This window comes from Streptomyces sp. NPDC056222 (assembly GCF_042264065.1).
Taxonomy (GTDB): domain Bacteria; phylum Actinomycetota; class Actinomycetes; order Streptomycetales; family Streptomycetaceae; genus Streptomyces.
The window spans coordinates 1-2,209 of record NZ_JBHJTL010000202.1; the positions used below are offsets into that span (position 1 = coordinate 1).

Here is a 2,209-nt window from a genome sequence, read left to right on the forward strand (position 1 = left end):
GCGACTCCGGGCGCGCCCGGGCCCCCAACCTCCCCCCCCCCCACGCCACGGGCCCCCCCCCCCCCTTTCCTGCCCTGGGCACCGGGGGGGGGGGGGGGGGGCCCCCCCCCCCCCCCGCTGTGAAGCGTTCCTCGTTGCCGGGGGTGTCACACCCCGGAAGACACCTCGGCCTTGCCCGAGGAGTCAGCTTTTCCCTCGGCCGCCGCCAATGCCCTGTTACGGCGGACGGAGGACCAGAAGGACCAGCCGATGAAGGCGACACCGATGAGGCCGGTGACGACCTCGGGGATCTGGTAGCGGATGCTGATCATGAGGATCACCGCGAGCGCGCCGATGGCGTAGTGGGCGCCGTGCTCCAGGTAGACGTAGTCGTCCAGGGTGCCCTGGCGGACCAGGTAGACCGTCAGCGAACGGACGTACATCGCGCCGACGCCGAGGCCGAGCGCCATCAGGACGATGTCGTTGGTGACGGCGAAGGCGCCGATGACACCGTCGAAGGAGAACGACGCGTCGAGGACCTCGAGGTAGAGGAACATGAAGAAGGCGGCCTTGCCGGCCAGCTGCACGGCGGAGACCGGCTTGCCGCTGCGCTTGGCCTCCTCCTCGGCCTCGTGCTCGCGCTCCTCTTCCTCCTCCAGCTTGTTCTCGAAGTAGCCGGAGAGACCGCCGACGACGAGGTACGTGATCAGGCCGAAGACGCCCGAGAGCAGGACGGTCGCCGCCTTGTCGACGTGCGTACCGCCGTGCTGGTGGGCCTGGGTCGCGAAGGTCATGGCGCTGATCGCCAGGACGATCAGGGCGATGCAGACCGACAGCATGTCGATCTTGCCGAGCTTGGCCAGCGGGCGCTCCAGCCAGCCGAGCCACCTGATGTCACGGTCCTCGAAGATGAAGTCGAGGAAGATCATCAGCAGGAACATGCCGCCGAAGGCCGCGATCGACGGGTGCGCGTCGGTCACGAGCTGCTCGTAGCGCTCGGCGTCGTTGAGGGCGAGATCGACGGCCTCGATGGGGCCGATCTTGGCGCTGATCGCGACGATCACGACGGGGAAGACCAGGCGCATGCCGAAGACGGCGATCAGGATGCCGATCGTGAGGAAGATCTTCTGCCAGAAGGCATTCATCTTCTTCAGAATTCCGGCGTTGACCACCGCGTTGTCGAAGGACAGCGAGATCTCGAGGATGCACAGGATCGCGACGATCCCGAACGCTTCCCACCCCCCGTAGAGCACCGCTGCGACCAGCCCGAGCGCCGTGATGGCGAACGACCAGCCGAAGGTTTTCAGAACCACTGTCTACCCCATCGTTAAAAGTACGCGGCTTTACGAAACGTTGACCCCGAAGTCTAGAGCGATGCCCCGGAGGCCGGACGCGTACCCCTGCCCCACCGCCCGGAACTTCCATTCACCCCCGTACCGGTACAGCTCGCCGAAGATCATCGCGGTCTCGGTCGAGGCGTCCTCGGAGAGGTCGTAGCGGGCGAGCTCCTGACCGTCCGCCTGGTTCACCACGCGGATGAAGGCGTTGCTGACCTGGCCGAAGGTCTGACCCCGGTTGTCGGCCTCGTGGATCGAGACCGGGAAGATGATCTTGTCGCAGTGGGCCGGGACCCTGATCAGGTCCACGATGAGCGACTCGTCGTCGCCGTCACCCTCGCCGGTGAGGTTGTCGCCGGTGTGTTCGACGGAGCCCTCGGGGCTCTTCAGGTTGTTGTAGAAGACGAAGTACTCGTCGCCGAGCACCCGTCCCGACTCGCACAGCAGGGCGCTGGCGTCGAGGTCGAAGGGCGCTCCGGTGGTGGAGCGCGCGTCCCAGCCGAGGCCGACCAGCACCTGGGTGAGGTTGGGTGCGGCCTTGGAGAGGGAGACATTGCCTCCCTTGGCGAGCGTGACGCCCATGTGTGGTTCCTCCCCGGTGAGTGCTGCTCGGTCCTGCTGATGAGGCGCTGGTGGTGCGGGGGCTGCGGGCGGCGCGGCACTGTCAGTGGTGCGGCGCTGCGGGCGGTGCAGCTTCGGCGGTGCAGCTGTCGGTGGTGCGGTGCCCGTGAGGCGGTGTCGGCGGTGCGGTGCCCGTGAGGCCGTGCCTGCGGGGCGGTGCCGATGGGCGCCGCCGGCGGGCACCGCCGATGAGGCACGTCCGGGGGCGCCCCCCGGGGGGGGGGGCCGCCCCGGGGGGTAAAAAAAAAAACCAGACCCCCAAAACCCGCAAT

General features: G+C 67.8%; 2 protein-coding genes. Both read right to left on the bottom strand.

The features are described from left to right. Positions 1-146: 146 nt before the first annotated feature. Positions 147-1,292 carry a DUF475 domain-containing protein gene (locus ACFC0D_RS38435; protein WP_376446744.1) on the bottom strand — a complete coding sequence of 382 codons (1,146 nt, stop codon included), beginning with the start codon at positions 1,290-1,292 and terminating at the stop codon, positions 147-149. A 30-nt stretch (positions 1,293-1,322) separates the two neighbouring features. Further along, positions 1,323-1,898, bottom strand: coding sequence for a TerD family protein (locus ACFC0D_RS38440; RefSeq protein ID WP_376446746.1), 576 nt, complete (start codon positions 1,896-1,898; stop codon positions 1,323-1,325). Positions 1,899-2,209: the final 311 nt, after the last annotated feature.

What these genes read in the sequence shown, in the direction of transcription:
- ACFC0D_RS38440 (WP_376446746.1), bottom strand. Translation starts at nt 1,898, where the DNA reads ATGGGCGTCACGCTCGCCAAGGGAGGCAATGTCTCCCTCTCCAAGGCC.